Annotated in this window: 26 protein-coding genes and 2 tRNA genes; 17 read left to right on the forward strand and 11 right to left on the reverse strand. The window is 38.5% G+C overall.

Translation table 11 applies throughout. The features are described from left to right. Complete coding sequence (gene flgG, locus WKV44_04630; GenBank protein ID MEM5947825.1) at positions 1-795, reverse strand: flagellar basal-body rod protein FlgG; 795 nt, start codon at positions 793-795, stop codon at positions 1-3. Positions 796-807: 12 nt separating this feature from the next. Next, a complete protein-coding gene (locus tag WKV44_04635; GenBank protein MEM5947826.1) occupies positions 808-1,647 on the reverse strand; it encodes a flagellar hook-basal body protein in 840 nt (279 codons plus the stop codon). Positions 1,648-1,766: 119 nt separating this feature from the next. Between WKV44_04635 and WKV44_04640 the strand changes: the two genes are divergently transcribed. After that, a tRNA-Thr gene (locus WKV44_04640) sits at positions 1,767-1,838 on the forward strand. Positions 1,839-1,880: 42 nt separating this feature from the next. Here the strand turns inward: WKV44_04640 and WKV44_04645 are convergent. From WKV44_04645 to WKV44_04655, 3 genes are all read right to left on the reverse strand, one after another. Further along, a complete protein-coding gene (locus WKV44_04645) occupies positions 1,881-3,542 on the reverse strand; it encodes an AarF/UbiB family protein (GenBank protein ID MEM5947827.1) in 1,662 nt (553 codons plus the stop codon). Then, positions 3,542-4,183, reverse strand: a complete 642-nt coding sequence (locus WKV44_04650; protein ID MEM5947828.1) for a Crp/Fnr family transcriptional regulator — start codon at positions 4,181-4,183, stop codon at positions 3,542-3,544. Before WKV44_04650 ends, WKV44_04645 begins: the two co-directional genes overlap by 1 nt. A gap of 69 nt (positions 4,184-4,252) precedes the next feature. Next, positions 4,253-5,233: a cyclic nucleotide-binding domain-containing protein gene (locus WKV44_04655; protein MEM5947829.1), complete on the reverse strand. Its 981-nt coding sequence runs from the start codon at positions 5,231-5,233 to the stop codon at positions 4,253-4,255. A gap of 320 nt (positions 5,234-5,553) precedes the next feature. On the opposite strand from WKV44_04655, the gene WKV44_04660 reads away from it, so the two are divergent. The 11 genes from WKV44_04660 to WKV44_04710 all read left to right on the forward strand — a co-directional run bounded on the left by WKV44_04660 (position 5,554) and on the right by WKV44_04710 (position 15,868). After that, positions 5,554-6,405 (forward strand): PHP domain-containing protein, encoded by an 852-nt coding sequence (locus WKV44_04660; protein MEM5947830.1) that lies wholly within the window; start codon positions 5,554-5,556, stop codon positions 6,403-6,405. Between the two features lie 60 nt (positions 6,406-6,465). Further along, the gene (locus WKV44_04665; GenBank protein ID MEM5947831.1) at positions 6,466-7,251 is read left to right on the forward strand and encodes an ABC transporter permease; all 786 of its coding nucleotides are present in this window, start codon (positions 6,466-6,468) and stop codon (positions 7,249-7,251) included. After that, positions 7,248-8,045: an ATP-binding cassette domain-containing protein gene (locus WKV44_04670; protein MEM5947832.1), complete on the forward strand. Its 798-nt coding sequence runs from the start codon at positions 7,248-7,250 to the stop codon at positions 8,043-8,045. Before WKV44_04665 ends, WKV44_04670 begins: the two co-directional genes overlap by 4 nt. Positions 8,046-8,056: 11 nt before the next feature. Continuing rightward, a complete protein-coding gene (locus WKV44_04675) occupies positions 8,057-9,037 on the forward strand; it encodes an MlaD family protein (protein MEM5947833.1) in 981 nt (326 codons plus the stop codon). Beyond that, entirely contained in the window at positions 9,038-9,985 is a 948-nt protein-coding gene (locus WKV44_04680) for a tetratricopeptide repeat protein (GenBank protein ID MEM5947834.1), read from the forward strand. It abuts the gene before it with no gap. A 3-nt stretch (positions 9,986-9,988) separates the two neighbouring features. Then, positions 9,989-10,213 (forward strand): hypothetical protein, encoded by a 225-nt coding sequence (locus WKV44_04685; GenBank protein MEM5947835.1) that lies wholly within the window; start codon positions 9,989-9,991, stop codon positions 10,211-10,213. Further along, positions 10,210-11,112: a M23 family metallopeptidase gene (locus tag WKV44_04690; GenBank protein MEM5947836.1), complete on the forward strand. Its 903-nt coding sequence runs from the start codon at positions 10,210-10,212 to the stop codon at positions 11,110-11,112. Before WKV44_04685 ends, WKV44_04690 begins: the two co-directional genes overlap by 4 nt. Next, positions 11,109-12,074, forward strand: coding sequence for a hypothetical protein (locus WKV44_04695; protein ID MEM5947837.1), 966 nt, complete (start codon positions 11,109-11,111; stop codon positions 12,072-12,074). The genes WKV44_04690 and WKV44_04695 overlap by 4 nt, the downstream gene beginning before the upstream one ends. Positions 12,075-12,253: 179 nt before the next feature. Next, entirely contained in the window at positions 12,254-14,776 is a 2,523-nt protein-coding gene (locus tag WKV44_04700) for a PBP1A family penicillin-binding protein (GenBank protein MEM5947838.1), read from the forward strand. Between the two features lie 52 nt (positions 14,777-14,828). Beyond that, positions 14,829-15,227, forward strand: a complete 399-nt coding sequence (locus WKV44_04705) for a ParB N-terminal domain-containing protein (protein ID MEM5947839.1) — start codon at positions 14,829-14,831, stop codon at positions 15,225-15,227. A gap of 137 nt (positions 15,228-15,364) precedes the next feature. Then, positions 15,365-15,868, forward strand: a complete 504-nt coding sequence (locus WKV44_04710) for a hypothetical protein (protein MEM5947840.1) — start codon at positions 15,365-15,367, stop codon at positions 15,866-15,868. Positions 15,869-16,011: 143 nt separating this feature from the next. Here the strand turns inward: WKV44_04710 and pyrB are convergent, their stop codons facing one another. Then, positions 16,012-17,583 (reverse strand): aspartate carbamoyltransferase, encoded by a 1,572-nt coding sequence (gene pyrB / locus WKV44_04715; GenBank protein ID MEM5947841.1) that lies wholly within the window; start codon positions 17,581-17,583, stop codon positions 16,012-16,014. A 206-nt stretch (positions 17,584-17,789) separates the two neighbouring features. Between pyrB and WKV44_04720 the strand changes: the two genes are divergently transcribed. From WKV44_04720 to WKV44_04730, 3 genes are read left to right on the forward strand one after another with little or no spacing between them, the layout of a single operon-like run. Then, complete coding sequence (locus tag WKV44_04720; GenBank protein ID MEM5947842.1) at positions 17,790-18,626, forward strand: RsmB/NOP family class I SAM-dependent RNA methyltransferase; 837 nt, start codon at positions 17,790-17,792, stop codon at positions 18,624-18,626. A gap of 34 nt (positions 18,627-18,660) precedes the next feature. Next, positions 18,661-19,134: a small multi-drug export protein gene (locus WKV44_04725; GenBank protein MEM5947843.1), complete on the forward strand. Its 474-nt coding sequence runs from the start codon at positions 18,661-18,663 to the stop codon at positions 19,132-19,134. A gap of 3 nt (positions 19,135-19,137) precedes the next feature. Beyond that, on the forward strand, positions 19,138-21,138 hold the full coding sequence (locus WKV44_04730; protein ID MEM5947844.1) for a UvrD-helicase domain-containing protein: 2,001 nt from the start codon (positions 19,138-19,140) through the stop codon (positions 21,136-21,138). A 12-nt stretch (positions 21,139-21,150) separates the two neighbouring features. Here the strand turns inward: WKV44_04730 and WKV44_04735 are convergent, their stop codons facing one another. From WKV44_04735 to WKV44_04745, 3 genes are read right to left on the reverse strand one after another with little or no spacing between them, the layout of a single operon-like run. Further along, positions 21,151-22,062 (reverse strand): diguanylate cyclase, encoded by a 912-nt coding sequence (locus tag WKV44_04735; protein MEM5947845.1) that lies wholly within the window; start codon positions 22,060-22,062, stop codon positions 21,151-21,153. Between the two features lie 49 nt (positions 22,063-22,111). Continuing rightward, a complete protein-coding gene (locus WKV44_04740) occupies positions 22,112-22,549 on the reverse strand; it encodes a response regulator (protein ID MEM5947846.1) in 438 nt (145 codons plus the stop codon). Between the two features lie 15 nt (positions 22,550-22,564). Then, positions 22,565-23,830: an ATP-binding protein gene (locus tag WKV44_04745; protein ID MEM5947847.1), complete on the reverse strand. Its 1,266-nt coding sequence runs from the start codon at positions 23,828-23,830 to the stop codon at positions 22,565-22,567. A gap of 90 nt (positions 23,831-23,920) precedes the next feature. On the opposite strand from WKV44_04745, the gene WKV44_04750 reads away from it, so the two are divergent. Beyond that, positions 23,921-24,466, forward strand: a complete 546-nt coding sequence (locus WKV44_04750) for an NUDIX domain-containing protein (protein ID MEM5947848.1) — start codon at positions 23,921-23,923, stop codon at positions 24,464-24,466. Here the strand turns inward: WKV44_04750 and WKV44_04755 are convergent. After that, positions 24,448-24,533 (reverse strand) — tRNA-Leu (locus WKV44_04755). The genes WKV44_04750 and WKV44_04755 overlap by 19 nt on opposite strands. A gap of 55 nt (positions 24,534-24,588) precedes the next feature. Between WKV44_04755 and WKV44_04760 the strand changes: the two genes are divergently transcribed. Continuing rightward, positions 24,589-25,353 (forward strand): TatD family hydrolase, encoded by a 765-nt coding sequence (locus WKV44_04760; GenBank protein ID MEM5947849.1) that lies wholly within the window; start codon positions 24,589-24,591, stop codon positions 25,351-25,353. 38 nt (positions 25,354-25,391) lie between these two features. Here WKV44_04760 and WKV44_04765 read toward each other — a convergent pair whose 3' ends face one another. Further along, the gene (locus WKV44_04765) at positions 25,392-26,093 is read right to left on the reverse strand and encodes a flagellar filament outer layer protein FlaA (GenBank protein MEM5947850.1); all 702 of its coding nucleotides are present in this window, start codon (positions 26,091-26,093) and stop codon (positions 25,392-25,394) included. Between the last annotated feature and the right edge of the window lie 11 nt (positions 26,094-26,104).

Genomic DNA, 26,104 nt, shown 5'->3' on the forward strand with positions numbered 1-26,104 from the left:
CTATCTCTTGAGGTTTACTGCTGTAGAAAGCATGGAATCCGATGTCTGTACTGCTTTTGAGTTGAGCTCATAGGCTCTCTGTGCGACTATCATTTCTACCATCTCATTTACAACAGAGACATTGGACATCTCCAAAAACTTATGCATAACCTTGCCCATACCATCAAAACCAGGTCTGCCTCCTACAGGGTCTCCTGATGCATTGGTAACCTTGTACATGTTATCACCTATAGCCTGCAGTCCAGATGGGTTTACAAATCTATACAGTTGTATTTGAGCCACATCGATAGGATCATCCTGTCCGGGAACTTTTACAGTAACTCTTCCATCCTGAGATACAGAGAGAGTATCGGGAATAAACCCCTCCGGAAGGGTTATATCAGGCATAACCCTATAACCGTTAGAGGTTACAAACTGTCCATTGCTGTCTATCTTAAAGGAACCGTCTCTAGTATAGGCATAACTTCCATCATAAAGCATAACACGGAAAAAACCGTCTCCCTGTATAGCTATATCACTTATATTGCCTGTATTTTGCAATGCCCCCTGGGTAAACTGCTTTGCACTTGCAGCTACCCTGACACCATGTCCTACTTGCGTAGGAGTAGGAACAACAGTTACCTCTGTTGCAGGTGTTCCCGCCATTCTTACGGTCTGATATATCAAATCCTCAAAATCCACTCTGTTTTTCTTAAAGCCAGTCGTGTTTACGTTGGAAAGGTTGTTTGCAACAGTATCAATGTGGTATTGTTGTCCCACCATTCCGGATGCTGCTGTCCATAAAGATCTCATCATAAACTATACCTCCTACACTCTGAGTGCTTCGTTAATCAGTCTACCAAGAAGGCTGTCCTGGGTCTCTATTGTCTTCTGGTTTGCTTCATAAGCTCTGTTTACTTCTATCATCTGCACCATCTCTGTGACAGGATTGACATTGGATGCCTCAAGAAAGCCTTGTCGTATCTTAGGTCTTCCTTCTTCCATAAGCTGAGCATCACCGCTTTCTGTTGTTGTTTTCCATAGAGAATCACCCTGTTTTGCAAGGTATCTTGGTCGCTTTACTTTTACTATCTTTAACCTATCCAGAAGCTCTGTCTGATCCCATTCGTTTTCTTCCATAGATACCAATCTGTTGGGGTCAGAAAACTTTGTATTTACAAATATTCTGCCGTCCTCGTCGACCATAAAATTGTTTGCTTTTATTTTTATAAAACCATTCTCCCCCATAACAGGATATCCTTCTTTTGTTACCAGCATACCCTCAGGTCCCAGTATGAAAGAACCGTTTCTGGTGTATCTCTCTCCATATGGGGTCATGACAGTAAAAAAGCCCTGTCCGTCAAGCGCAAAATTAAATGGGTCCTGTGTTTCCTTGAGCGGCCCCTGCTCAAAAACTGTGTACACCTCATTGGTTTCCACACCGGTACCCAGCTTTCCTACCACAGGAGTGTTATCAACAGAGCCCATGGGAAACTTATAGTATTTATCTCCCATTCTCCTTATCAGGAGCTCAGGGAAAGCCTTGAAAACAGCTGTATCTCTTTTGTATCCCGTAAGATCAACATTAGCAAGATTGTTAGCTATGGCATCCATCTTGTTAAGCTGGCTTGCCATACCGCTTGCACCTATATAATACCCTCTAATCATACGTTTTTATTATCGTCGCAATAGATGAGAGGTTGATTGTTATTTTTTGTATTATGAGGGTTTTGTTTTTTTTATACGTATTGATTTTGAGACTTTTTTTGAATATACTGCTCTTACTCGCCAGAATAGCTCAGCGGTAGAGCAACGCTCTCGTAAAGCGTGGGTCGTGGGTTCAAGTCCCACTTCTGGCTTAGTATAAAAGGCCAGGTAGCATATAAAGACCTGGTCTTTTTTTATTTGGCACGGATAAAATGCACAATAAGAGCTATCCCTAAAACTCCGGTTACAGTAAGACCTATGATTCCAAGAAGAGAGACTCCGTTTATTAAAGGAGGAATCTTAGACTGTATGATTATTGACGAGCCTATTATAGCAGCAGAAATTATCAAGCTCAGAGAAAAACGTGTCGTGGATTGGTCAATCTTATGAGAAAGAGTTTTGAGGTCAGTATCGCTTAGGTCAACTTCTATCTTGCCTTTTTTAAGACGCTCTAGAAGCTGAGGTAGCTCAAATCCGCTACGGTTAAAGACATCTACAGCCTCGGAGATGATAAAGGGTATGTTCTTTACTGCAGATGCAGGTCTCAGATTATATTTTATAAAATCCTCAACATGAGGCCGCATATAATCTATCAAGACAAAATCAGGATCAAGTTTTCTTCCCAAGGACTCTAGAGTGATAAGTGTCTTTATAAGCATATAGAGAGAAGGAGGAAATAGAAGATTATTATTTATTATTATGTTTAAGAATCGCTGCATTATATCTCTGACATTTAGCTCTCTAAGAGGGAGCTGAGCATATTCCTCTATGAGGTCATACATCTCTGCTTGTATTTTTTCTCTGTTCTTTATATCCACCGTTGAAGCAAGAGATAACAAGCCATAGGTTGCTTTGGCTGCATCCTGATCAGCAACTCCAAGAAGGAGTTGTGCCAAGTTAATACGCATTCTTCTGTCCAGATTTCCCATAGCCCCAAAATCAAGAAAACATATATTGCCATTCTTAAGCACTTTCATATTGCCAGAATGAGGATCCGCATGAAAATAACCGTGCTTAAATATTTGCTGGAGTATGTTATCCGTTCCTATTCTTGCTATATTTACAGGGTCAATATCATACTGCTTAAGCAATTCTATATTCTCGATATCTATCCCTTCTATATATTCCATTGTAAGAACTTTTCTTGTAGAAAGATTCTTATACACAGCAGGAGCTGTTATTCCGGCAGAATTCTTATTTTGCAGATAAAAACGCTCTATTCTTCTTGCTTCTCCCGTAAAATCCAATTCTTTATGCAGTTGTCGTGAGAACTCTTCCAAAACCTCTGTGACAACCACATTTCCCTTTAAAAATAACTTTTCTATTACGCCTGCAAGATGCAGCATAAGGTCCAAATCAATATCAACTATCTCTCTTATGTTAGGCCGCTGGATTTTTATGGCTACTTTTTGTCCAGACATTAGTCTTGCATGATATACCTGTGCAATAGAAGCGGAAGCAACAGGACTATTATCTATCTCTATAAAAAGTTCTTCTTTCCTTTTGCCAAGCTCTGATTCCAACAGCTCGAAAGCTTCTTTATCTGGAAAAGGAGCCACATCATCTCTGAGTTTTATAAGCTCTTCGGCAAGAGAAGGCGGTATTATATCTGGCCTGTTGCTCAAAATCTGGCCAAACTTGATAAAAGTAGGACCTAGGTCCTCCAATAAAAGACGCAACCTTTCTTCTCTTCTTAAAATTTTTTGTCCCTTTTTTATTCTTCTTTTTTTAAAAAAAAGCTTTGCAGGAGATAGAAGGCCAAAAACCTCATCAAAGCCATAAGTTATAAGATGATAGACTATCTCTTTGTATCTGGAGAGATGAGTTATTTTTTTCTTTTTTTTATCTTTGCGCATTATTTCTTTATCACAGGTCTTCTGGAAGAAACAAAGCGTCTGAAATCATTGATATTGTGCACTATTATGCTGTTTTGTTTTAGGGTTATTCTGTGCTGAGTAGCAAACTGGTTGAGTATGGCCTGACAACGCGCAGGCTTCATCCCTACCCAATTGGCTATATCATCAATACTTGTTTCAAATACCATAGAATCTCCAGCTTCTTCTTCCTGTGTCTTGGTATCCGCAAGCATTACAAAGACATCTGCAACCTTTGCAGCCTCATCCTCTATGGTAAGGCTCATGAGTCTCCTTTTCTGGTCGTATATTCTCTTTACAAAGGTTTTTAGAAGTTTAAGAGCAATCTGAGGATTCCCCTCCAGCAAGACCTGAAAATTAGCTTTATTGAATTCTAGCAGTTTTACATTATCCAGTGCTATGGCACTTGCAGAACGTGGAGCATTTTCCAGAATTGCCATCTCACCAAATATCTCTCCAGGCTGCAGAATATCGACTGTTTTTTCTATGTCTTCCATTATTTTGGTTATCTGAACTCTGCCTTCCTGTATGAGATAAAAGGTTTCTCCGGGCTCATATTCACAAAAAATTATATCACCCTTTTGATATTTGACAGCAAAGCGTTCAAAGCTCTCCCCGGTCATACCGTCTCCTGTTTTTTTATACAATAATTATATTTTAAAATGCTATTAATTTCTATCAATAAAATTATTTTAAATACTTTCTTCTATTTCTCTGAGAGCCTGTTTGCTTTTTCTTGCTATTGGCAAAGAAGGCTGCACCATGCTTAGAATTTTTTTATAAAAGGAGCTGGCTTTTGTCTTGTCTCCTTTGCCCTCATAGCTCTGTCCAATATGGAAAAGTGCATCAGGAACCTCTTTGCTGTTGCCATATTTCTGAACAAACGATGTAAAATGCTTGATACAAGCATCGTAGTTTTTTAAAAAGCAGAGACAGCGGCCAATTTCAAAAAGAGCCTTCTTAACCATATCCGCATCATTTGCATTCTTTGCAAGCTCTTTAAACTTATCAAGAGCTTCCTGATATTTCTCTTGCCCCATAAGGCTCTGTGCATCATAAAAGATCTCTTCTTGAGAAGTAAGCTTTATGGGCTTATGCTCTGACACATCCGGCATCTCCTCAGTATCATCTGTAGCCGCCCTTCTACCCCTCTGTGCTAACAGCTCAGCTTTTTTTATAAAAGCCTCTACATCACCTATATGCATACCGGAGGGATAGTACTCTTTATAGCGCCTTAGTGCATACAAAGCCTGAGGATATTTTTGTTTTTCCATATAATACTTGCATATGACAAAGAGCCCCTCTTCCGGATTGACCTCCTCTGCAACTGCAAGCAGACCTTGCACTCTCTTGTGTATGCGTCTAAGCTGCATGGAAAAAACCTGCAACATCTTGATAAGAATACGCGGATTTCTGGCAAGAAACTCTTCAAATTCTTCTATGGTAAAGATGAGAACATATGCATCGGATAGAACACTTACAGTCTCTTCTCTGGGGAAATGCCCCAGAGCGGATTTTACACCGAAAAACTCACCACGCCCCACACGCTCATGTATCTCCTGCCCCGTCTCAATGTCAGTGGACGCAAGATCGATAACCCCTTTTTGAAGAACATAAATTTTATCGCCTACATCACCCTCAAAGTATATTATAGAACCCTTTTTGTAATTCATGCTGCGAGGCATTTTTTTCTCCTTTTTTGACTGTAAAGCCTAAGCACAAGAAAATCAAGTATAATTTTATAACAAAATTTTCCCTTTTTTTTAAAATATATCACATTTTATTTTTTATACCGAACGGCAGAACCGCACAGGATAAGATAAAGAGAAAAGCAAAAAGCGTTTCTGCCTGCCTGCGGCACATAAAGAAAAAATCCAAACATCCAAGTTTTCTTCCGCCAGGAGGCAGCACAGACCGCTTGGCGGTCTGTGCGTTCGATTTATTTTATTTCTGCGTATTGAGAAATGATTTTTTTTATATTAGACTCTTTTTGATGAAAGAACGTTTTTTTGATTTTCATGCACATAGCACAGTGTCGGATGGTGAGCTTTCCCCAGAAGAACTGGTAGCCTATGCTGCAAAAAGAAAGCTGGATTTGCTTGCAGTAACAGACCATGACAGCTACGAGGGGATAGAACCGGCTATGTGCGCTGCATCAGAGCTGGGGATAACTCTCATACCAGGGATTGAGCTTGAGGTTGAGTACGATGGCGGTGAGTTTCATCTTCTGGGATTAGGGATTGATGAGGATTGTCCAGAACTCCTAGGGCTTATAGAAAGGATGAGAGAAGAAAGAGTGAGACGCAACAACAGGATTCTGGATAAGTTGGATTCTGCAGGGATTCCCATTTCTATAGAAGAAATTGCCGCAAGAGGGGTAATCACAAGACCGCATATTGCAAACGTCCTTGTGGAACGAGGGCTTGCGGCCTCTGTTTCCGAGGCTATGCAGGAGTATTTGATATATGGCAAACCTTTTTACGAACCAAAGGTTGCTGCCAGTTTTGAGGAAGCTGTTTCTGCTGTCCACGCGGCAGATGGTGTGGCTGTTATGGCTCATCCTGTTACACTGAGGCTTTCTCCCGAGGATTTTATAAATAGGCTGCGCTTTTATAAAGAAGCAGGATTGGATGGGATTGAGGCTTATCATACTTCACATAGAGAGAGTGAGGCAGAGTTTTTTTGCTCTGTTGCACAAAGCCTGAGGCTCATGGTTTCCGCAGGTTCCGATTTTCACGGTAAGGGCAGAAGGAATGCCGAACTGGGTAATACATGCTGTAACATGAGAATAAAAGACTCTATGGCCATGGAGCTTGTAGAAAGGCTTGTAGGTATAAGTGTATAGCTAAAAGTGTTGTAAGTATTTTATATTGTGGCATTTGTCGTATTTTGAGGGAGTTGTAGGATGATGTCCCTTTTTGAGAGACTTGGAAACAGACTTATAAATGCAGTGGGCAACATGCTCTATGCTCTTGGCTATACGGCTTTTGTGCTCAAGTCCTCTCTTTCTTTTTTACAGAAAAGAAACGATGCCTTTAGAGTGATGGTGATGCAAATTCTATTTACAGGAGTGGAAGCTCTAAGTGTAATATCTGTTTTATCACTTGGCATAGGAGCAATGATAATAATACAAGGTGTTTCCCTTTTGCCACAATTTGGACAGGGAGACCTTGTTTATCCAATACTAATAACAGTAATTACCAGAGAACTAGGACCCATACTTACCGCTTTTATTGTTACAGCACGCTCCGGTACAGCAATGGCGACGGAAATAGGAGGAATGGTTGTATCACACGAAATAGAAGCCTATATGTCCTTTGGCATAGACCCTATTTCTTACATTGTAGTGCCGCGTTTTTTGGGAGCAATCATCTCCGTTGTGTTTCTTAATATTTATTTCAACATTTTTGGTCTTTTGGGCTCTTATTTTGTTACAGTAATCATTCATCCGATTCCTTTCCTGGAGTATTTTCATAATCTGCTGCTCAACCTCAGACCTCAGGATATAATTGCTTCTTTTGTAAAAAGCGGGGTGTTTGGTGCAATAATAGCCCTAGTGGGAACCTACTCTGGTTTTCAGGTTAATCGGTCTACAACCGAGATTCCTCAGGTTGCCATAAAAGCTGTGGGAAAGGGATTTGTGTACTGCATAATTGCAGATGCAGCAATAACATTGGTGTATTATTTATGAATACGGATATCATAAAATTAAAAAATGTTTTTGTCTTATCTCTGGACGGATTCACTATCCTAAAGGATATAAATATATCTGTTCCTGCTGGTAAAACATCCGTAATAATGGGACTGTCTGGCTCCGGAAAGTCCACACTACTCAAAGTAATGGCAGGCTTGTGCGAAATAAGCGAGGGAGAGGTTATATATAAAGGCCGTAACATAAGCCGCTTATCTCATACCAAGCTTCTTAAAACAATGAGAAATACCGCTTTTGTGTTTCAGGATGCTGCTCTATGGGCAAACATGAGTTTGTATCAAAATCTTACACTACCCTACAGTTTTTCCAGTAAAAATACAGAGAAAGAGGATATAGATAAAAAGATAGAAAAATTGTGCAATGAGTTTTTATTTGATGATGACCTTGTTTTGAGGCCCGCTCAGATATCGATTGGAGAAAGAAAGATAATATCCTTTATGCGCGCAATACTCCAGGAACCTAAAATTCTGTTTATGGACGAGCCTACAAGCTCCGTTGATGCTGCAGTCTCCGAAAGAATTATCAACTATCTCAGGAACTATAAAAATAAAGCTACTATGGTTATTTCTACCAATGATCCGGCAATTTGCTCCAAGCTTGCGGATTTTCTTATAGTTTTAAAAGAAGGAAGGATAGTAGAAACAGGAGATTTTGATACTGTGATAAGAAGCGATAATCCGGATACAATAGAAGCGCTGTCCGACGTACTCAGCCTTGCATCTACTTATGATAAGGATATACTGTCCATGCTCGGAGATGACATAGATGACTGAAGGAGCTTATTATGAAGTTTAGAATAAGGTTTGCATCGCAGGTAGTAGGTTTTTTTCTCATAGCTGCACTGGCTGCAATGGTTGTAGTGGTTGTGTTCCTTGGCATCAATCAACGCTGGTTTGCCAAGAACTATAAGTTCTTTACCTATTTTGCAAGTGCAAACGGAATAAAAAACGGCATGGGCATAAACTTTAAAGGTTTTGCAATAGGCAAGGTCACAGATGTAACCCTAGACGAAGACAATCGTGTAAAGGTTTCTTTTTATATAGAAGACAGATTTTACAACAAAGTATATCAGCATTCCGTACTTGCTCTGCTAAGCAATCCTCTGGGATTGGGAGGCGGAATTGTTTTTTATCAGGGCAAAGAAGAAAGTCCACCTATCCCGGAAGGAAATTACATTCCTTCTCTTGATTTTGAAGATGGACAAAAACTGGTAGAAAGCGGATTGGTTGATGTACCGCCAGGCACGGATGCAATAAACAGACTGTTGGCACAGATAGAGCCAATACTAAAAAACCTGGACAAGGTTCTTGTATCCCTTAACAGCACGTTAAATACAGTTGACAGCGGACTCAAAGGCAATTCTCAAATCGCTCTTGGGCAGGCTTTAAAAAATGTCGCACTCATGTCGGAAAATCTTAAGACCCTATCGGACGACTTATCAAACGCATACGGAATTATTCCTCGGCTTCTTGGTGCAGAAGGCTCTCTTGCAAAAATTTTAAACGACAATATGGAACTATATAACAAGATAAATACAACTTTAAATAGCCTGCAGGAAAGCATGGAAAACATAAAAACCCTTACAGAATTTCTAAAGGATTCCAGACCCCAGATAAGTGGTATATTGGAAGAAGGTAAAGACGCAATAAAAAAGGGAAAAGAAGTTCTAGAAGGAGTTAGAAATAACCCTCTGATACGGGGTGGTGTGCCAGAAGAACAAACACAGGAAACACGGCTTGATGCGATAAGAGATGAGGAGTTTTAAATGAATATGATAAAAAAGGTATGTTTATCAGGATTTGTTTTTACTGTTATTTTACCTCTTATTTCCTGTTCTTCTACTCCTGATAAACCTGACGGTATATATGATACAAGAAATAGAGCAGCAGAATATCTGACTTACGGCTGGAAACATTATAACCAGGGATTTTATTCCAAAGCAGAGGATTTTTTTCTGCAGGCTTTAGAGAGTAATCTGCTCGTAGATAACATCTCGGGAGTGATAAAAAGCTATATTGCACTGATGCAAAACTCCATAGCTCAAGGCAAAAAAAATGCTGCAGAAGACTACCTTGCCAGAGCTGAAGAATGGCTGAGCCTTACAGAAGAAGCAGATGTTACTTTTGAGTACCGTGCGGCAAAAGGACAGCTACTCACATATCAGGGTAAGTATGAAGAGGCAAAAAAAATCCTCTTGGCAGCTTTAAGCTCTTATCCTGATGCAGAAAAGAAACTGCCGTTAAAAACCTCTATGGTTTTTAACACCCTAGCAATGATAGAAAAAAATACAGGCAACTACGAAAAAGCACTGGAATATGCAAATACATCGATAGAAATTGATAAGAAAGAAAAAAACTTTACAGGACTGGCATCTTCTTATTACATAATTGCCGCAGTCTATTCCAGAAAAGGAGACATAGCAGAGGCCATAGAAAATCTAAATATATCTCTTGATAACGATAAAAAGGCAGAAAACAGCCCTGGCATAGCCAATACACTCTTGGCTCTGGGCTCTCTCTACTATAAACAGGAAGATAAAGAAACTGCATATATATACTATAAAAGATCACTTATGATATATCTGCAGCTAGAAAATAATCTCCTTATATCAAAGGCTCTAGAAAGATGTATAAATACGGCAGAAGAAATAGACAGAAAAAAAGAGCTATCTTGGCTCATAAATCTAAGAGAAAAATATCCTACTTCGGAGTGACAGATGAAACAGCTAAAAAAATCTTTAAAAAGAATAAGCAAAACGGTTCTTGATGTTATAATGCTTGCCGTTGGACTTATAATCATAGCCTTTATAATATCCTACGGACTTTGGTTTGCAGCCTCTAAGTCTCCCAGGATATTTTCTGCCTCTGTAGTCATATTAACAACAGGTATTATAATATATATGTTTATAAAAAAAATAATAAGAAAAAAGCAGGAAAGGTGATAATCACAAAAAAGAATATTTATTATGCTGCTCTTTTTTCACTTACAATCATATGCAGTGCATATGCACAGTATCCTATTATAAAAGAACTTTCCTCAGAGGACCCTGTGTTTAAACAGTTGGAAGCAGATATTGAGCTTTTTTATAAGTCAATATATCAAAAAGCCGTCGATTCCCCTGCTCTTGTCTTCTTTACTTACACACCAAAGCCGGAAGAAAGCCTTATAGATATCTCATCCATAATAAACATAAGCTATGACACCATAGCCAGTCTCAACCATATACAGCATCCGGAAGAGTTGTCGAGTCTAGGAGAAATAATAATACCAAATAAGAACGGTTTATTTATACCGGAAAAGGAACAAAACGAATTGGAAAGATATCTTAAAAAACGAGAAAGAGAAACATCAGGAGAAGAAATAACCATAATCAGAAATAAGAATAAAGAAAAATTTGCTTTTTTCCCAAATGATATATTTACTCCTATGGAAAGGCTTTATTTCTTGGGAGTTTTCTTTAGATTTCCCATAGAAAACGCAAAGATAACAAGCTTTTTTGGCCATAGATTAGATCCTTTTACAGGAGGAAACTCTTTTCATCATGGGATTGATGTGGCAGCTCCCGTCGGCACAAAAGTGTATCCGGCTCAAAGAGGAATAGTGGAAACTACTGGAAAAGATTCTGTTTTAGGGTTATATATAATCATAGAACATCAAAACGGATATAAAACCCTATATGCACACCTTGGAGAAATATTTGTAAGGAGAAATCAAGAAGTAAAGACAGATACCGTAATAGGAACTGTCGGTATGACAGGTAAAACGACAGGTCCGCATTTACATTTCGGCATAAAAACCGGAATAGGATGGAAAGACCCTCTTCAGGTTATAAAAAAATGAAAAAAACATTGATTTTTATTCTTATGGCTATAGCATCTCTTAACATCTATGCTGATAGTCTAAGAACATTAAAAACTAATATAATCGTTATTGATAAAAATACTCCTGTTGAGACAATCATCAAACTGGAAGAAGCACTTGTTATAAGACTTCCTGATAACATAAACATGCTATCAGGAATAGAAATAAAAATAACCATGCCGTCTCTTTTGAGAAATATACAGGGTATTGCAGCGGCAATATATAATAACATAAAACCTGCTCCCCAAGAAAATATCCTCACCTATACGGCAGATAGATTTTTCTTTAAACTCCTTCCTGTCGGAGATGATATAACAATAATAATCCCTTTTGAAAGCGATCAGGAAAGCAGCAAAGGCTTGGGGATATTCCCCACTGCTGTAGTAGATACCAATTCTTTCCCTGTTGCACTTATTCTCTATCCTGCAACCAAGGGACTGCCTGCCAATATAGAAAAACAAAACTTTATAGTGCATATAAGACCGCTTATGGGAAACAAGGGATATCTAGACCTAAGGTTAAAAGGACTTTCTCCTGCAGAAAGGATTCATTCAATAATAGAAATCGATGGAAAACCTGTAAAGTATGATAATAATCCTATATTGTTGGAAGAAGGGCTGCATTCTGTAAGAATAACAGGTCCTTCTTTCTCTGATATAGAAAAAACCTTTGCAATAGAAAGCGGAAAAAGCACCACTTTGGATATAGAAATAAAAAAGGAATATCCAACCCTCTTTATACAGGCTCCTGATATAGCCATGATTATTTTGGACGGAAAACCTCTAGAAGATTTTTATAACAATCTTATTCCCATAAAAAAAGGCAAGCATTCTATTATTATAAAGCTCGGAGATTTCTCAATAACAAGAGAATTTGAAATAAGCGATAATAAGACTTATAATATCAATATGATAATGGATATAGTTATTCAAGAAGAATAATTTTTTGTAATTATTGTTAAACAAAATTGTTTTTATAACGATAATTACTGTGTCGGTAATGTCTATAGTTCCCCTCCCAGACACTATGATTTACCGACTAGCCGAAAGGTCAGCCACCATGGCTGACCTTTTTTTATATACTTGACAAAGACAGAGTATAAACATACTTTAATTTATCTATGGCTAAAATAAAAAAGACCGGACTACTCAAGATACTGCTTTATTTCTTAATTTTGTGGGCTATAGGAATCGGAACCGCACTCGGTATTTCTCTTGCTCAGACCATAAATATAGAAACATTTGAAGATGTAGGTAAAACAAATATTTCTTTATCTAGCAAGCTTCTGGATAAAAATGACAAGCTAATAACAGAATATTTCTCCGAGCAAAAAAGAGAACTTGTATCCATAGATAAATTACCCAAACATCTTATATATGCTCTTCTCACCAGAGAAGATCAGGAATTCTACCATCATAACGGATTTAGCTTTAAAAACACTATGCGTGCTCTTATAAATATCGTTCTGGGAAGATATGTATCAGGAGGAAGCACAATAACACAGCAGGTTGCTGGTACTCTATATGCAGATAGAAACGAGTTTAGCTTATCAAGAAAGCTCAGAGAGCTTTGGTGGGCCTTTCAGCTAGAAAGGAATTTGACCAAAGATGAAATATTGGAAATATATTTGAATACTGTATATCTTGGACATGGTACATATGGCGTTGAGGCTGCATCTCAGTTTTACTTTGGTCATTCCGCAAAAGATTTAACCCTAGCAGAGTCAGCTGTACTCGTAGTACAGTTATCAAGCCCTGGCTACAACTCTCCTATCAATCATCCGGAGAGAGCAAAACTACGACAATGGGCTGTCCTGGAAGAAATGGCAAAACTGGGATACATAACAAAAGAAGAAGCAAAACAATCGTATGATAATTTCTGGAAAAATTTCAATTACACCAGAACTCAGAACAGCTCTGTATTTGTAGAAAAACAGGATAAAGCTCCCTATTTTTCGGAATATGTGAGACAGCAACTAGAACAAAAGCTTCTGGGAACATTTAATATATACAAAGATGGTTTCACAATTCACACTACATTAAATTTGGATTACCAAAAACTTGCAGAAGAATATTTTACAGAAGGGCTGGAGCTAGCAAACAAGAAATTTAAAAGAAATCAATCTACTGCAAATATAAGCACAGAAGAGAAGTTTATCCCCATACTCGATATGCTTGCCATAAGTTTTGATATGCCAAAACTTTCCTCGGGAGAGACCAGAAGGCGTATCAAGGCAAAAAAATATGCTACTAAAGAATTATTGCCTCTCCTGGAGACAACCGCAGGATTATTTAATCTGGAAAACATGGGCAAGCTTATAGAAGACAAGAACCAGAAGATTCTGCAAGAACAGAAAAAAAATTCAGTAGAAGGTGCACTGATAACTCTAGAAAATGATACTGGTTATATAGTAGCTATGATAGGTGGAAGTAAATTCGGTCCTCTCAATCAGTTTAACAGAGCAGTACAGGCTAAAGTCCAGCCAGGATCATCTTTTAAACCTATATATTATTCCGCAGCTATCAGCAGTAAGAAATTTACACCAGCAACACTCATATATGACGGACCTGTAGTATTTTGGAACGATGACGGAACGCCTTACAAGCCTCTTAACTATCGTGGAGAATGGAAAGGTTATGTGACAGTAAGAACTGCTCTTTCTCATTCTATGAACGTCCCCTCTATAAAAGTACTGGATGCAGTGGGTTTTGATGCGGCTATAGATAGAGCAAGCAAACTTCTTGGTATCGATGACCCTGTAGAAATTGCAAAGACCTTCCCAAGAAAATATCCTCTTGGGCTTGGTATTATCAGTGTAAGTCCGATACAGATGGCAAGAGCATATGCAATTTTTGCAAATCAGGGAAAGGAAGTTAATCCTGTTGCAATAAGATATGTGGAGGACAGGTCAGGAAAGATAATCTGGGAACCAGAAAAAGAACTTAGAGAATCTCAGAAGAAAAAAGGTGATAGTATATATGTAATAAGCCCTCAAACTGCATATATAATGACAAGTTTGCTTCAGACCACCGTGGAATCTGGCACTCTCAGATATGCGAGAAGTCTGGTTGGCGGATTCAATATGCCTATGGCCGGTAAAACAGGTACTACACAGAACTGGTCGGATGTATGGACAGTTGGGTTCTCTCCGTACTATACGACTGCTGTATGGTTTGGCTTTGACCAGCAGGGACATTCTCTTGGAGTCAATCAGACAGGTGCAGTAACAACAGGTCCTGTTTGGGCAAAATACATGAAGGCAATACATGAAAATCTCCCTCCCAAGGATTTTAAGATGCCCACAAAAGGTATCGTAAAAGTAAAGGTTACGGAGCATGGTCTTTTACCTCCTCCCGGATATCCGGAAGATAAAATAAGAGAAGAGGTATTTATTGCTGGTACAGAACCTAAGGAATTCGATAAAATTGTAGAGTTTCAGAAAGAACGAAATGAGATAACAGAACAAAAGATTCTCAACTCTGTAATAGAAGAGGATTTGTCGCTTGATACAAGTCCGGATAGCCTCGGGCTTGAGCTGGATCCAGAATTAAAGGCTATATTAGAAGGAAGTGTTGAGGGCAAGGATAACGCGGGAAATACGTTACCGGATGATAATCCTGATTATAATCCTTTATTAGATTAAAATTTATGTTTTTTATCTTCACCAACAGCCTATAATTTTATATTATTAGAGTATGCAGGTTGATATAGAAAAGATATACATTCCAGCCAGGATAAGAAAGGATATCGGAGATATAACTCCTCTCAAAGAAAGTTTGCAGAGATTTGGCTTGTTGCATCCTATAATCATCAATCGCGATTTTGAACTCATTGCTGGCTATAGAAGGCTTATGGCTGCAAAAGAGCTGGGATGGAAAAAAATAGAGGTTAAGGTTCTTTCTCTGGAGGATGAGGCACAGAAGACTCAGCTTGAGATAGAAGAAAATACAACCAGAAAACAGCTCAACCTGCAGGAGGAAACTGACGGGTATCTACTTCTAAATTCTCTTCAAAATCCTTCTTTCTTCACTCGTCTAAAATTATGGTTTAAAAGGCTCTGGAAGAAAATAATACGCTGGTTTAGAAAGAGATAGACAGACAAAGTAATATTTCTATTTTTTCTCCACTTTATAGCAGTATAATGTTATAATTATATGTAGATTATGTTCCCGGAGGTGTTTATGAGACGGGAACTTTTTGTAATCCTATTTTTTTTACAGGGCTATCCGTAATGGCTAGTGATTTTTCTTCTGATGAGCTTTATAATGAGAGGCTAAGTAATGTGCGTTCTTCTTCCGCATGGGTAGGTGCTGCGGCAGGGACTGCGGCTGGTATGATTAATATGTGGCTTACTATCTATGACAGAGGATTTGACGGTGCCATTGCTCTAACGACAATCCCTCCTGTTTTTATCGCTGCTTTTGTGGGATATTTTTCTACTCAGTGGGCTGCTGTCAATGTCACAAAAAACTGTTCGTATCTTTTTATGGGTTTTCTACAGGGCATTTTCTGGGGTGCTGTGGATGGGGTTATTATTGCTTTTTCTGCTTATCTTCCGCTCTTTATTATTGGTGAGCTGACAGGTACGATTAATTTTAACTTTGATAATAGCACTTTTTATCCTCTGCAGCTTCTAGGAACCACTGTCCTTGGTTCTGTTCTGTATGGAGGAGTTTATGGTGCTGTCTGTGGAGCTGTAGGCGGTCCAGTGATAAGTCTCTATATGCGTATCTAGCTGCTCTTATAAATGTAGTCCTCGCAAAATAGTTATCTATATGGTCGCTTTTACGCTGTATTTTTATTATGTGCCACAGGCAGGCTTTGTCCGTGCTTTGCCCCTTGGGTTTACAGCAGAGAGCACGGACGAAGCCGTTCGGGCTATTTCCATATTGTGTCATAGCTGTGAGGTTTTTCGCAAAACTTACAGATAAAAAGGTCACTTGTAGAACGGTAAAACTCTGGTATTACGTGCTCGTGCAGAGCTGGATTGGATATGCAATCCTCGTTTTTACAGGAGATTTCGTCCAGGTTGTATATGCGCGGCGGCATCTTTATTCTGAATTTTTTTATGACTCGTGAGTCTGATATGATGTTTACTGTGCAGCCTGGTGCAATTGCACCTAGCATTTTTATGTGTTTTGCATCAAAGAAGTCCATGTCCGGCAGAGAGATTATGCCCTTGTGCTCGCCTGTCCGAAGTGACTGGTAAACGCCGTGGGAGCTTATACGGTTGAGGTTTAGAATACGTCTAATTTTGTCAATGTGGCTCCATATATCGGCCGGGCTTCTACCCATGCCAATGTGGTCGATAACAATGCCTTTTTCTACGGGTTTTATGCCTACTTTGTACTCCGGTTTTTTTCTTGCAACAACGGGCACTTCTACTACAAAATCATCGTCAAATCTAGGCAGCTCCCTTGTTTGTCCCTCAAAATCGTCACCCAGTTTGCCTGCAAGCATTGCCAGAAGGATTGTGCGGGTATAAAAGCCATTTATCGATTGGCGGTCCCAACCGTTGAGTGGAAGATGGTCAAGAAAGTGTGGTATCGTAGGTCTTTCTCTGTGTCTGGGGAGAGGATGATAAAAGCGGGTTCCAGGAGGAAGCAAATCAATATATTTTTCTGCAAAAGTAACTGCAGAGCGCAATTCTTCTTCTTTCTCAAGAACATGCTCCCCCATTCTTTCCAGCTGTAGGCGGGTAAAATACCAGATGGTAGCTACATCTTTCTGAGAAAGATAAGCATCTATAGAAGGAAACTGTCGCACATCAAAGCCGGCCTCGCACATGCGTTTTACATAATGTTCTGGCATAGCAATATCAGAAGGAGCAATCAAATCAACCTTAACGCTGTCAAAAACCCCAAGTCCATCCACTTTAGAATGCACTGTCCTTCCGTGGAACAAGTCGCCAACAAGCGCCACATGTATGTGCGATCTATCCCAGCCCTGATGCTCAAGAAAAGAAAACTCATCCAGAAACTCTTGTGTAGGATGCTCATGCTTACCATCTCCCCCATTAATGAAAACAGGCAAATCCCGGCCTACGGATGACGCATACTCGGACATAACCTGCTCAAGCCAACGACAAAGCCCCTCCTGCCTAGAACGAGTTACAATAATGCTGGAGCGATTATAACCCACGAGCATCTTAACAGTATCAGTTATACTCTCCTTCTTGTTAAAAGAAGAAGTCATTACATTAAAATCATTTACAACAATATCATGAAAAGAAGCAGCATTACGGAAAGACTCCTTTGTCCGCGTACTATCCTCAAGAAAAAGCAAATAAACATTCATACCCCTGTCAACAATCCTAAAATCGGACAAATCCTCTCCACTCTCAAAACGCCTCTTAAACTCCATAGCCTTGGAATACATATAAAACTGCTCATCTCTGCTCAAATCACGCACAGTAGCTACTGTCCTGCCCTTAAACGGATGAGGACTCATATACACCCCCTGTAAAAGTCACACAAATACAGTATGCCTTAACACACAACATAGGTCAAGTTAAATATCCCGATAATACCGAACGGCGAATCCGCAGATAACAAGTAAACAGCAACGGATTCGCCTGCCTTCGGCAAATAAATAAAGAAAACAGAAGCATTCACTAGCCTTGCAACAAAAGAGACAACACTATAAAATCAGCAAAAATGGCAAAAAACAAAAAGACAGCAGAACAAGAATTTTATACATATTACAGAGAACTATACCACCAGCGCTGGGAAAAATTAGAAAGCGCAATAAAAACACTGGAGAACTACTATCCTATAAAAATAGGGAAAAAAGAATATTACATTGACAAAGCATCGGCATACCCTGTGATAGCACTCAACATACAACAGGGAAACAACATTCTGGACATGTGCGCAGCACCTGGAGGGAAAACACTGCTCATAGCAGAAAGACTTAACGGAACAGGAACTCTGACCGCTAACGAAAAATCCCCCGCAAGAAAAGCAAGACTAGACAAAGTACTATCAGAACACCTCCCGGAAGAACTAAGGAAAAACATACACACAACATGCAGAGACGCAGAAAAATGGGGATTATATCAACAAAACACATATGACAGAATACTTGTGGACGTACCATGCTCATCGGAAGCCCACCTCATAAAGAATCCTAAAGAACTAAAGAAATGGACAAAGAGTCGAAGTAAAAACCTTGCAATAAAACAATACGCAATACTATCATCAGCATTTATGGCACTTGCAAAAGGCGGATACATAGTCTACTCTACATGTGCACTCTCACCATTGGAAAACGACAAAACAATAGAAAAACTAATAAAAAAACACGGAAAAAAACTCAGAATATTGGAGCTGCAGAATACAACAGACATACCAAAACAGATAAAACTGCAACTCATAGAAAAAACAGAATACGGATATCACATACTCCCTGATAAAAACAAAGGAGCAGGACCAATATATTTTTGCATAATAGAAAAGACAGAAGAGACACAGGCACCTGCAAAAAAAAGATAAAATACGTACACTTATATAAAACACAGGAGAAACAATGACAACAACACTTGTTATAACAGCGATTCTTGCTCTGGCACCCATATCAGAACTTAGAGGAGCAATCCCTTTTGCCATAGCACGAGGAATAACACCATGGACAGCATACATATACTGCGTTCTACTAAACTCCCTAGTTGCACCTATAACATTTATATTCTTATCTACAATACACAAACTAATGCTAAAACTGACCTTCTATAAAAACTTTGCAGAAAAAACACTGGAAAAAGCAAGAAAAAAACTTGCCCCAAAAGTAGAAAAATACGGAATGTGGGGAATAATGATATTTGTAGCAATACCCCTGCCAATAACAGGTGCATACACAGGCACACTAGGTGCTTGGGTACTGGGAATACCATTAAAAAAAACAATTCCTGCAACCACATTAGGAGTAACAATATCAGGAATAATAGTTACAGCAGTAACACTGAGCGGAATAGAAATCTTACAAATCTTTATAAAAAAATAGCATATGATAGACTATAAAAAAGAACTCAACCCAGAACAATATCAGGCAGTAACAACAATACAGGGCCCCGTACTCATAATAGCAGGTGCGGGAAGCGGGAAAACAAGAGTCATAACATACAGAATATCATACATGCTAGACTCCCACATACCGCAGAAAAACATACTTGCACTTACCTTTACCAACAAAGCCGCAAAAGAAATGTGGGAGAGAGTTAGACAACTTACGGGGAAAAAACTTACAAACCTCACAGTAAGCACGTTTCACAGCTTTGGTGCGCAAATACTGAGAGAAAAAATACATCATCTGGGATACAGACCCAATTTTAGCATATACGACACTCAAGACCAGACAGAACTCATAAAACAGTGTGCAAAAGAAACCAACCTGCATCCTGAGCTATTAAACATAGGCCTTATAAAAAATATAATATCAGGCATAAAAACAGACCGCATACAGTGGACAGAAGAAAACGAAGTATATCAACAAGTGTTTCTGGAGTATCAGGCACATCTCAAAGCATACCATGCCGTAGACTTTGATGACCTAATAGTACTACCCAACAAACTTTTTTCGGAACAACCCAATATACTGGAAGAATACAGAAACAGGTACAAATACATAATGATAGATGAGTTCCAGGATACATCAATTCTACAATACAACTTTATAAAACAGCTAGCAGAAAAGAACAGAAACATCTGTGTCGTAGGAGATGATGACCAATCGATATACTCATGGAGGGGAGCCAACTATCAAAACATAATGCTCTTTGAAAAAGACTTTCCCGAAAGAGTAGAAATAAAACTAGAACAAAACTACAGATCAGTACAGACAATATTGGAAGCAGCAAACCACCTTATATCACATAACACCAACAGGAAAGACAAAAAACTCTGGACAGGAAAAGAAGACAATAATAAAATTCAGCTGATATTTGTGGATGACGAAAAAAAAGAAGCCGAGTTTATAGCAGAACACATAAGAACAATAGTATTAAAAGAACGAGCAGCATATCATCAGATAGGTGTTCTTGTAAGAACCAACAACCTCATGGCAACACTTGAGAACACACTTCTTCAGAACAACGTACCCTATAAACTATCCGGTGGTAAAAGTTTTTTTGAAAGAAAAGAAGTAAAGGACATAATAGCATATTTGAGAGCTATATTAAATCCGGATGATGATATAAGCATCCTGAGAATAATAAACACACCAAAACGTGGTATTGGAAGACAAACCATACAACACATAGGAGACATCGCAACAGAACAAGGAATTTCCATATATTCCGCAATAAGTTCCATACGATATGCAGAGGACAGCCCGGTATCTAACACCATAAAGAAAACACTTGATGAGTTTATGGCAATAATAGAAGATTATAACTACAGACTCAACAATACAGGCTCAATTGCAGAAACAATAAGAGAACTCATAGATGACATCAATTATTTTGAATATTTACTGGGAGAATACAGAGACAACGATAACATAGCCAGATATAAATACCAGAACATAATGCTCTTTACAGACCTGATAGAACGCTGGGAAAAAGACCCAGACAATCTCAATCCAAACCTGTGGTCATATCTTACCAAGATTAGCCTCTCAAGCAGAGAGGATAATACAGAAGAATCCGAGAAAGGCAAGGTCAACCTGATGACAATCCATGCTGCAAAAGGCCTGGAATTTGACCATGTTTTTCTTGCCGGAGTAGAAGATGGCATAATACCACATCAGAGAGCAATAGAAGACGATCCTTCAAACATAGAAGAAGAAAGAAGATTGTTTTATGTTGCAATCACACGTGCAAAACAAAAACTGTACCTGACAACCTGTAAAAAAAGAAAAATAATGAGAGAAGAAAAAGAGCAAACGCCATCTCCATTTCTGGAAGAAATGCCTCAACACCTTATAACAAGCGAAGAACCATCACAAGAAATGACAGAAGAAGAAGTTGACAAGCTGTTTGCAGACCTTAAGAAAAGATTTTCTGAGTAATAAAACTGACTTTTATTTATCTCTTTCTCTTACGGATTTCATTTTTTTTCTTATCTTTTTATCGTTATACATACTGGAATCAGCAGCCTTCACAAGGCTGTCAAGATCCATATCATCCTCTGGTCTGCATATTGCTATTCCGGCGCTTACTTCCACAGGGATATGAAAACCTCTTTTTGCAGATTCCTTATGCAATTCTACTCTCAGAGTATTTATCTTGGAATCCGTTTTTGACATATCCCTTCCAACAGTCATAATAATAAATTCATCTCCCCCAAATCTGGCAATAAAATCAGAATCTCTAAAAACCCTCTGTAAAACGCCAGCAATAAGTTTTAAAGCCCTGTCCCCTTCTGAATGTCCATAAGTATCATTTATTACCTTGAGATTATCCATATCCATAAAAAATATGGAGAGGATTTCTCCTCTTCTTCTTGCAATTCTTCTCTGTGCATTAAAATGTATCTCAAAACCTCGTCGATTTAATAGCCCTGTAAGCGGATCTTCTATCGCAAGCTCCTGTATTTTTTTATAGAGAGAAAATCTCTGTATAGAATACCTTATTGTTTTTACAAGCTCTCCGGAAGTAAACTTACCCTTTACAAGATAATCTTGAGCACCTGCCCTCACTGCATCATCTCCTGTATTGTCGTCATCAAAACCAGTCATAACAATAACAGGGATATTAGGAAATCCTTCTATAATAGTTTTAAGCCCTGCCAATCCGGATGCATCAGGAAGATTTAAGTCAAGGATTATCACATCAGGATTCTTCTCCAGTATTAGAGCTTCTCCCTCTTCTATACTGCTGGCATTATAAAGCCTTGACTTAAAAGAAGGTTCTCGCTCGAGAAGTTTTTTTATAAGAATAATATCCTCGTCATCATCTTCTATATATAATATTTTTATCCTCTCTAATAACATACAAGCCTCATAACGCTACTGTTTATACTGTTTTTCTTTATTATATTATTCAAGGCAACTCCACAATCTCAAACCAGTAATTACTAAGATTTATTACTATCTCTACAAGTGAGGAAAAAGAAATCGGCTTTTTTATAAAAGAATTAACCCCCAGATCATAAGTACGCAGTATATCCTCCTCAGCTTTGGAAGTTGTAAGGACAACAACAGGAATACGCTTGAGATTAGCATCCTTCTTAATTATCTCCAATGCCTCTCTTCCGTCAAGTCTGGGCATATTAAGATCAAGAAGTATAAGTCCAGGTTTTTTTTTGCCTTTAAGATGCTCATACCTACCCTCACACCTTAAATATTCAAGCAACTCCTCACCATCACGTACTATATCTATAGGATTTGCAACTCGAGCTTTTTCCAAAGCCTTTTGCATAAGAAGTATATCCTCTTCATCATCATCGGCATAAACAATTCTGACAAGTTCCTCTTTCATAAAATCTCCCTTTAACTAATTTATTTTAAAAGGCAAATAAATGGAAAAAGTGGTTCCTCTACCTTCTTTGCTGATGACATCAATATAGCCGTTATGCCTTTCGACTATACGTTTACATACCGCAAGACCTATACCGGTTCCAGACTTATCCGATTTACTGCTCAACCTCTGAAAAATCTTAAAAATCCTATCTTTATATTTTTCGTCAAAGCCCATGCCATTATCAGAAAAATCAATCCTGAGCATATTTTTATCTTCCGAATTAGAGGTCTTTATTGTTATTACCGGATTTTTCTCAGGATTCTTGTATCTAATAGAATTGGCAATCAGATTCTGAAAAAGCTGCCTTAGTTGAGAAGGATCGGCTTCTATGACAGGCAACTCTTCTTCTACTGTTATGATAGCATTGGACTCTTTTATAAGCATAGAGAGGCTGTCCTGTACATCTGCCAAAATATCCATAAGATTGACAGCAACAAAATCTCCCCCTCGAGTGGTTATTCTAGAATATACGAGAAGATCCTCTATAAGAGTTTGCATCCTGTCCGTTGCGGATACTATTCTGTCAAGATAGAACTTTGCATCGTCTGGAAGCTTATCTCCGGCTTCCTCTACAAGGAGATCTGCAAAAGCGCTCACCTTTCTAAGAGGTTCTCTTAGATCATGAGAAGCAATATAGGCAAAGTACTCAAGGTCCTTATTGGAAGATTCTGCCATTCTTAGAGCGCTTTTAAGACGATTTTCTGTTTCCTTTCTGTAAGAGATATCTTCAAAAACAGCTCCTACCAATGCTTCATTGACAGGAAAGACAGAAATCTTTAGCCATTTATTTATCTTATCATAATATACCTCAGCATAAACAGCAGTCTGTCCTTCCCTAACCTCATGCAACAACCTGTAAAACTCTTTGAGCTCTCTTAGAGCACCTATTTCTCTATCCTTTATATCTATTCTTAGACTGTTTCTATCCTCAGAAGAAAACAGCTTGACAAAAGCACGATTATACCCTAGAAGCTCATCTCCTTCCTCTGAGGTTCTTATAAAAATGATAGCTTCATTAAGATGCTCAAAAATCTTCTTGGAAAACTGCCAGACTGTAGCGTTATTGATTTTACCGACACCGGAACTAGAAAGAACATCAATAACAGAATCAACGGCATCGGCAAGATCCTTATAATAGGGAGAAACTTCTCCACATCTGTAGCCAAACTCTCCTCTAGCTGCCATTGTGAGGACTTCTATTATTCTTTCTAGATCTTTTTTCTCGCATATATTTTCCATACTAATATAAGTTTAATAGATAGAAGAAAAAAATCAAATGTATACAAAGAATATTGACAATACATAACAAAATACCACATCATCGTGAAGATGATTTTTACACCTGTTATTTATATAGAAAATAAAAGATATACCTTAAAAAGTGGAGTAAGAAATATATGGGATTATGCTACTTTTAATAACAAAAAAATTGAAATTCATAACCTTTCTTGCAGCGGATGCAAGAAAGTAAGCGCTGCAATACTTATAGACCCGCAGGGTAGAATCCTAATAGCAAGAAGAAACTACGGAAAACATAAAGGAGTGTGGGAATTTCCCGGCGGAAAGCTAGAAGGAAAAGAAAATCCAGATATTGCCATAATAAGAGAGATAAAAGAAGAACTTGATATAGATGCAAACTATCCGCTTCTTTTTGATATAAGCATGCAGGGAAAAATCGTTTTATATTCTTTTTTTTTAAAACTGACAAAAAAAGATATTTCTAGCACGGATCATGATAAAACAAAACTGCTTTATCCCCATGAAATCTATAGATACCCTCTATTGGAACTGGACAAAAAAGTAACAGACCATATTATGGAAATCATAAAAGAAGGATATGATATAAAATGGAAACATGCCGAAGACCGGACTTGAACCGGTACGGTCCTTACGGACCAGGGGATTTTAAGTCCCCTGTGTCTACCAATTCCACCACTTCGGCATGTGTTATTTACTATACATACTTGACTTGAGTAAGTCAAGATAAAGGAGCAGATATGCTTATAGACTCACATTTCCATCCTGTTATCATGCAAGAAAAAGGATTAAATATGACAGCTATTTTCTCTGAGATGCAAAGGATGGATACAAAATATGCTATTGCCATTGCCACACATCCAACAGAAATACAAATTATAAAAAACATATGTAATACTCAACCATATATCTACTATGCAAGCGGGATATACCCGTCATTCTGTACGGAAAACTATGATATTATATTGGAAGAACTAGAAAACCAGCTATCAACAGAAAAAATCCTGGCCATTGGAGAAATAGGACTGGACTATTATCATAACTACGGAACAAAAGAAAAACAAAAAAAACTGTTTAAAAAGCAGCTTCTGCTGGCAGAAAAACATAGAAAGCCTGTAATATTACACATACGGGATTCCTTTGAAGATGTATTTATCTGCCTCAAAGAGGCAAAATTATCATCCGGGGGGATTGCCCACTGTTTTTCCGGCAATTATAAACAAGCAAAGACTCTTCTTGATATGGGTTTTTACATATCCTTTGCAGGAAACATAACCTATAAAAATAATACATATCTTACGGATGTGTTAAAGAAAATACCCCAAGACAGAATACTTATAGAAACAGACTCGCCTTTTCTTTCTCCCCTGCCCGTGAGGGGGAAACCAAACACCCCGTTAAATACAGCTTATATAATGGATTTTATATCTGATAAGCTAAAGATAAAAAGGACTTCTATTGAAACACAAATAATAAATAATTTTAAAACGCTATTCAAACTATAATAAAAAAGGGCTGCCAACGCAGCCCTGTAACAATCCAATCACCAATTATCAGCCATGTCATCCTCATCCCTTACTTCTATTGGGAAGAGATCTGTAATAGCCCGTAAATCATCAAAATATACATAATATCTTCCGTAAGTCTCCATCATATCAGCTTCTATTATAAAGCCCTTGATTCTTATCCCTGACTTTTGGCCATAGTGAGAATCCTGCTGTACAAGTGTTGTGGGCAAAGGAACAGTAAGGCGTTTCCAGCCAGTAAAATTAAGCTTACCCATCGTAAGGATAGCAGTATTGCCAAAGGCATCCTCAAGCCAAACCTTAAGAACATGATTAAAGTTTCTTCCTATTACCCATACAGAGAGAGTCTTAACGATACCCTCAACAGCTATGGGTCTGGACGGCTTTATAAGAATCTCTGCAGGACCTCTATGAAAGAAAGAGGCCTTTACACCAAGAACAAACTTATCAGGCTCCGAAATACCAGCGTCTTGCTCTGCCTGGATAGGCTGCTTGTCCTTGGGAGCGCCCTCAAACCTACGCATAGATACAAGCCCCTGGTCTAGAGGCATATAAACAGACCAGAACCCCGGATTCTCAAACTTATCAACAGAAATCTCCTGCAGCTTCTGCTGAGCAGTATCAGTACCAAGCTTGCTGGGATCAATCCCGTCAAGATTTTGAGCAAAAACAGGTATCACAAAACAAACAATAGCAAAAACTATGATTAATCTCTTCATCGTCTATCTCC

Source organism: Spirochaetia bacterium 38H-sp (assembly GCA_039023545.1).
GTDB lineage: Bacteria > Spirochaetota > Spirochaetia > Winmispirales > Winmispiraceae > Rarispira > Rarispira pelagica.